General features: G+C 39.2%; 7 protein-coding genes. All 7 read left to right on the forward strand.

What is annotated here, in order from left to right:
* Positions 1 to 474: hypothetical protein (locus tag QZT26_RS15475; RefSeq protein ID WP_295103423.1), on the forward strand; the 474-nt coding region annotated here is incomplete at its 5' end.
* Between the two features lie 552 nt (positions 475 to 1,026).
* Positions 1,027 to 2,118 carry a molecular chaperone DnaJ gene (dnaJ, locus tag QZT26_RS15480; protein ID WP_099326632.1) on the forward strand — a complete coding sequence of 364 codons (1,092 nt, stop codon included), beginning with the start codon at positions 1,027 to 1,029 and terminating at the stop codon, positions 2,116 to 2,118.
* Between the two features lie 184 nt (positions 2,119 to 2,302).
* Positions 2,303 to 3,112: a cobalamin biosynthesis protein gene (locus QZT26_RS15485; protein ID WP_295103425.1), complete on the forward strand. Its 810-nt coding sequence runs from the start codon at positions 2,303 to 2,305 to the stop codon at positions 3,110 to 3,112.
* Positions 3,106 to 3,864: a precorrin-3B C(17)-methyltransferase gene (gene cobJ, locus QZT26_RS15490; protein WP_099326634.1), complete on the forward strand. Its 759-nt coding sequence runs from the start codon at positions 3,106 to 3,108 to the stop codon at positions 3,862 to 3,864. Before QZT26_RS15485 ends, cobJ begins: the two co-directional genes overlap by 7 nt.
* A 141-nt stretch (positions 3,865 to 4,005) precedes the next feature.
* A complete protein-coding gene (locus QZT26_RS15495) occupies positions 4,006 to 5,043 on the forward strand; it encodes a 4Fe-4S dicluster domain-containing protein (protein WP_099326635.1) in 1,038 nt (345 codons plus the stop codon).
* Positions 5,040 to 5,867, forward strand: a complete 828-nt coding sequence (locus QZT26_RS15500) for an FAD/NAD(P)-binding protein (protein WP_295103429.1) — start codon at positions 5,040 to 5,042, stop codon at positions 5,865 to 5,867. Before QZT26_RS15495 ends, QZT26_RS15500 begins: the two co-directional genes overlap by 4 nt.
* The gene (locus QZT26_RS15505) at positions 5,864 to 6,625 is read left to right on the forward strand and encodes an oxidoreductase (RefSeq protein ID WP_295103431.1); all 762 of its coding nucleotides are present in this window, start codon (positions 5,864 to 5,866) and stop codon (positions 6,623 to 6,625) included. The genes QZT26_RS15500 and QZT26_RS15505 overlap by 4 nt, the downstream gene beginning before the upstream one ends.
* The last annotated feature ends 206 nt before the right edge of the window (positions 6,626 to 6,831 follow it).

Consider the following 6,831-nt stretch of genomic DNA (forward strand, 5'->3'; position numbering starts at 1 on the left):
GACATGGAACGCGCGTGGGAATTCTTCGGCATACTCAATCCCATCAATCATGGCAGCACGCCTGAGGCCATCGAACGCTACAAGGTCGAGCCTTACGTCATGTGTGCGGACATCTATGGTGCATCGCCACACATCGGTCGCGGCGGCTGGACATGGTACACCGGGGCGGCTGGCTGGATGTACCGGCTGACAGTTGAAACCTTGCTGGGCCTGCAACTTGAAGTGGACATTCTGCGTATCGTACCATGTATTCCAGCCCATTGGGCATCGTACAAAATTCACTACCGCTATCGCGACACCGTCTACCATATCATCGTCAACCGTGTAGTTGAAAATTCACAGCAGGTGGTCAGCGTATCCTTGGACGGCACTGAGGTAAATGGTGCCGGCGAGGCGGGAGCCGGTCGAGGCTGTATCCCACTCGTGAACGACTGCCAGGCGCACCAAGTTGTTGTAGAGCTGGGATGGTGGTAGATTGAAGGGTTGGGAAGCGTGTGCTTTCCTGGTATTTTTGTAAATGGCGTGGCTGACCACGAACAGGCGACCAATTTTAATATTTAGATTCAAGCTTGAATCGGTGCATTCCTTTGTGCTCGTTGTGTAATTTTTATTATTTGTAATCTCTTATGGAGTATGATATTTTCTTGAAAAATATTTTGCTATAAGCTTTACTTAAAACAAAAAAACATATTACCATTGCTTTGATGACCTCAATGGAGGCTATCTATTTTACGGGGAAACGGAATTTCTCAATCATCGGAGGCTTGGTATCTTATCAGTAATTTCTTTGCATTTTTTTAACAAAATATCTAATCGTCCAATATACAGTTGGCAATCCGCGGTTGACCAATGACAAATGACTGGCAACTGTAGGCCGTTTTCCTGCTTGTTTGGTTCTGGCTTTGGCAGGTTAGGGGTGCGCAGTTAAAAGATAACGTTAAATAATTAATCGAATTAAGAAGTAGGTAAGAGGTCTCCGTGTTTTTAAATGAATAATTTAAACAAATTTATCATCAGATTGTAATTATGCCAGAAAAAAAAGACTATTATGATTTATTAGGTATTGCGAAAAATGCTTCTAAGGAAGATGTAAAATCTGCATACCGAAGATTGGCTAAAAAATTTCACCCGGATCTTAATAAAGATAATCCAAAATCATCAGAAGAAAAATTTAAAGAAATATCTGAAGCGTATGAGGTGCTGATTGACGATAACAAACGTGCAAAGTATGATAGTTATGGTTATGCCGGAGTCGAATCTGATTTTGGGAAAGAGGGTTTTTCTTGGCAGAATTTTACCCATATAAATGATTTGGAAGATATATTTGGTCACGATATATTTTCTGATTTTTTTGGCGCCAGGACCAGTGGATATGGAAAGCCGGAAAGAAAGATACGACGCGTACAAGTAGAAATCAGCTTAGAGCAGGCATATAGAGGGGTTAGTACTGAAGTGGCTATTCCACATATGGAAAAATGCGGTGACTGTAATGGGTCTGGAGCGGAAAAGGGCACAAGCTTAAAAATTTGTAATAGATGTGATGGACGCGGAGAAGTGAAACAGGAACAATTGCAAGAATTTGGCAGAATAATTAAGATTGGTGTGTGTCCTGTATGTAATGGGCGTGGGAAAATTATAGAGAAATTCTGCCAGAGTTGTCATGGCACTGGTGAAATTCAAAGACTGGACAAAATAAAAATAAAAATACCTCCTGGTGTAGATAATGGCACGACATTAAGAATAGCACCGGACAAAAGCGGTGGACGTTTGAAAGAAAATATATATGTTTATATTTCAATACAACCGCACCCTTTTTTTCGCAGACAGGCGAATGATGTGTATATTAAAAAAGAAATTTCGTTAATTGATGCAACATTAGGTTCTAAAGTAGAAGTGCCTACTTTGGATGGAAATGCTATAATGAAGATACCGCAGGGTACTCAGACCAACACATTATTTCGGTTGCGTAACAGTGGCATGCCATATTTAAGGGGGCACGGACACGGCGATCAGTATGTTAGAGTGATAGTTAAAACACCTAAAAATATAACAAAAAGACAAAGGGAACTTCTTGAAGAGTTTGAGAAGCACGAGAAAGAGAAAAGTACTAAAACGTAGTTACAATTTAGTTTTTTGAAAAACTCAAATAATAGCGATGTTTGCCACACGGCGTAGGGGCGAAGCATTTGTCAGTTTGGGCATAAATGTATTTATAACAATTTAAGGCAAATGCTTCGCCCCTACTTTTTCAAAAAACTAAAGTGTTACATTATAGCAGAATTTATTATGAGCTAAGGGTTTCTTGAATATTGCGATTATAACAATAACTGAAAAAGGGGTTGAGACGTCGAAAAGGATTGTTTCGTATATAGATACCACCCCTTCAGTGTATATCTTTAACTCCGACGATAAAAATGAGATAGTTAATGCCGGAGATAATTTGAATAATGCTGTGTACTTTAATGAACCGCTTCACCAATTAGTCGGGAAATTATTCAATGATTATGACGGGATAATATTTGTAATGGCTATGGGGATAGTGGTTCGGGTGATTGCTCCCTGTATTAAAAACAAATATATAGATCCTGCGATAGTGGTAGTGGATGATGTGGGGCGTTATATAATCAGTTTGCTTTCAGGGCATGAAGGTGGCGCAAATATGCTGGCGTATAAAGTTGCCTGTATATTACATTCGAGTGCTGTTATTACTACCGGGACTGAAGCGCACAAAGATATTATTGTTGGAATTGGATGTAAAAAAGGGATTACTTCGCATGAAGTAAAAAAGGCAATTGAAGACGCTCTTAATAAGATTTCCCTGAGAATAGAAAACGTTAGGTTAATTTCTACGGTTGAAATTAAAGCAAAAGAACCGGGATTATTGCAAGCTTCTGATGAACTTAGGATACCGCTGAACGTTGTGTCTTTACCTGAAATTGGCACTTGTATAAAGGAATACAGTAAGTCAGCTTTTGTAAAAGAAAAGATAGGCGTCTGGGGTGTCTGTGAACCATCTGCACTTTTAGCAGGGAGGAAAACACAATTAATTTTAAAGAAACAGAAATATCCGGGAATAACAATAGCCATTGCCAGGGAAAACTTTATGTGGTAGGTATAGGCCCAGGCTCTAAAGAAGACATGAGTGTGAGGGCATTGGAGGCGGTAAAAAAATCTGATACTATTATAGGTTACCGCCTTTATGTTGATTTGTTACGTGATATTACCAGCGGGAAAGAAATTATCTCCTCGGCGATGCGCAAGGAAGTTGAACGTGTAGAATTGGCTATTCGGGAAGCGCTGAAAGGGAAAATAGTATCGCTCATTAGTAGCGGAGATTCTGGTGTTTATGGTATGGCTGGCCTTGTTATGGAAATGTTGCACAAAGAAAATATTTGCTTGCCGCTGGAAATTATTCCTGGCATTCCCGCTGCCAATGCTGCCGCGGCCCTTCTTGGCGCACCACTGATGCATGATTATGCTGTAATAAGTCTCAGTGATTTATTAACTCCATGGGAAACAATTGAAAAACGTGTGAAAAACGCTGCAGAAGCTGATTTTGTAATGGTTATTTATAATCCTAAAAGTTCTCAAAGGAATTGGCAGCTTAAAAAGACGGTCGAAATTATTTTGAAATACAAAAACGCTGCGACACCGGTAGGAGTAGTGAAAAATGCGAAAAGAGAAGGGGAGTCTATAGCCATTACTACTTTAGGCAAAATGGACCAAAATTCAATTGATATGATGACAATCGTGATCATTGGAAATGCCTCTTCGTTCACATTTCAGAATTACATGGTTACTAAAAGAGGGTATAATTTATACTCAAGCACGAATAAATCTGAAAAGCCAAAATCCGAAGCGTGAAATCCGAATCAAATTTAAATGAACAAAATTCAAAATGTTTTGGGCATTCAAATATTTGAATTTAGGATTTGTTTCGAGTTTTGATATTAGATATTCGAATTCGATTGCGGCTACTCCGCACCAGGAATACTTTGGATAAATATGCCTATATTGATTAAAAAAGAAGACATAGATATTTTTTTAAAGAAACTAAAAGAAGAATATACGGTTTACGGTGTTAAGCAAAAAGAAACAGGGTTTTATATTTTTGATGAAATAGAGACATTTTCCGACCCACTTGATAATTATATACCTACATTGCTTCCTCCCAAAAAATACCTTTTTCCCCAACGAGAAACGCTCTTAAGCTTTTCTACCGCCCCTTATCCTGATGTAAAATCCGTGATTGAATCAAAAAAACAGGTAATCTTTGGCGTCCGTCCCTGTGATATCCATGGGATTAAATTGCTCGATAAGGTGTTTACTGCCGATCGTGAAGACAAAAATTATACTCAAAAACGTGCAAATACCATCATCATTGGAATTGATTGCATGAAGCCCTGCTATAAGTATGCTTATTGTGAAAGTGTCGGATGTTTGGACGTAGAAGAAGGATTTGATATTTTATTAACCGACATAGGTGATTGTTTTTATGCCTCCATTGGAACTGCACGCGGGGAAGTTATTATCAAAGAAAATGCTTGTTTTATACATGCGGGAAAACATGAAGATGAAAAGATTTGCCGTATGAAAGAAGAACGCAAGGGACGATTTGAGAAAAAATTTTTGACAGAGGTATCAAATCTTCCTTCATTATTTAAAAATGCAGATAACGATCCTGTCTGGGATGAACTAAATGACAGGTGTTTAGGATGCGGAAGATGTAATATTGTTTGCCCAACCTGTTATTGTTTTGATGTTTTTGATTGTGTGGATTTAACTATGACATCAGGAGAGAGACGCCGCCAGTGGGATGCTTGTACATTAAAAGATTTTTCTGTAGTTGCAACAGGCGAAAATTTCAGACCAACGAGAGGTCAGAGATTACGGCACAGGTTTAACCGAAAGTTTAATTACTTAATGACAAAACACAGCACATCATTTTGCGTTGGTTGTGGAAGATGTTCCAGGTCATGTCCCGTACATATAGATGTTGCAGAAACCGTAAATGCAGTTATAAACAATAATAAGCAAAAATGATAAGCAATAATTCAATCTATCTCCCGGAAATAGCAAAGATTGTGAGTATTAGACGTCTCACAGAGCTGGAAAAATATTTTGAAATACGTTTGGAAAATCAAAGAGAATTTTCTTTTATCCCGGGGCAATTTGTTCAACTGTCGGTTTTTGGAGTGGGCGAGGCGCCTATTTCAATATCGTCATCTCCATTTGACAAAGACAGTATCGGCGTATGTATCAGAAGAGTTGGGGATGTAACTTCAGCAATTCACAGGCTTGAAATTGATTCATACCTGGGGATACGTGGTCCGTTAGGCAATGGTTTTCCAATAGAAGAATTAAAGGGGAAAGACATTTTATTTATTGCGGGAGGGCTTGGATTAGCGCCCTTGCGGTCGATGATTTATTATGTGCTTGAAAAAAGGCATGATTTCGGGAGAGTAATTATTCTCTATGGAACAAAAACCCCTGAAGAAGTACTGTTCAGGGATGAGCTGGAAACATGGAATAAAACAGAGGGCTTAGAATTGACCATTACAACAAGTCGGCCTGATAAAAACTGGTCAGGAAAAACGGGCGTCGTTACCAGACTTATTCCGTTTCTCAAACTGGATCCTCAGGATACATATGCATTAGTGGTGGGGCCACCTGTAATGTATAAATATGCTTTACTCGAACTTCAGGAAAAACGGATTCCGGCAACCAATATAATACTGTCACTGGAGAGGCGTATGAAATGCGGCGTTGGAAAGTGTGGCCATTGTCAGGTCAACGGTGTATATGTATGTCTTGATGGACCTAAATTTAGCTATCAGACGTTAAAATTTCTTCCGGAAGCGCTATGAACAAAAAAAGAGTTGCCTTTTTTTCATTTACCAGTTGCGAGGGGTGTCAGTTAACCGTTTTGGCATTAGAAGAACAGCTTTTCGATCTTGTTAATCTGGTTGATATTGTAACGTTCAGAGAGGCCATGAGTGAAAAATCTGATGAATATGATTTGGTGTTTGTTGAAGGTAGTATAACCAGAAATTCAGAGATTGAGCAGGTTAAAAAGATACGTGATACGGCGAAGATTGTTGTTGCTTTAGGGGCTTGTGCAACGATCGGTGGCATTAATTGTTTAAAAAACCATTATGAAATGGATGACGTGAAAAAAATCGTTTACGGGAATATGGCGAATAATTTTGATACCATACCGGCACGGCCAATTGAAGCAGTCATAAAGATTGATTATACCATACACGGCTGCCCTATAGACAAGGATGAATTTGTAGAAGTGGTAAAGGCGATTCTTCAGGAAAGAAAGCCCCGTATACCAGGCTATCCTGTATGTGTGGAATGCCAGATGAAGGAAAACGTGTGTCTCTTTGAAAAAGGCATGATTTGTTTGGGCCCTGTAACAAGAGCTGGTTGCAAGGCTATATGTCCTACATACAATGATGGATGTGTGGGATGCCGCGGGCTGATAGATGATCCCAATATGTCTTCACATAAGAATTTATTAACGGAAAACGGATTAACCATCGATGAGGCTGTTGCAGAATATCGGTTATTTGGAAGTTACAACGGATGTTCACCCCTGCCAAAACGCATAAGTGCTTAATACATAGTTTGTTAAGGCTGTATTTTTAATAAATATGTAGTCACTAATATATTGTTATTATACGACAATATACTTGACGGATAATGGTTGTTATCTGTACAATGGTGGACATGCATATTGTAGAGAACAAGTCAAAATCCGGTAAAAAAATCTATCGATCTACCCTTCTGCGGGAATCGTACCGTGAGGATGGGAAGGTCAAGAAA

The sequence above is a fragment of the uncultured Candidatus Kuenenia sp. genome (assembly GCF_900696675.1).
In the GTDB taxonomy this organism is placed as follows: Bacteria; Planctomycetota; Brocadiia; order Brocadiales; family Brocadiaceae; genus Kuenenia; species Kuenenia stuttgartiensis_A.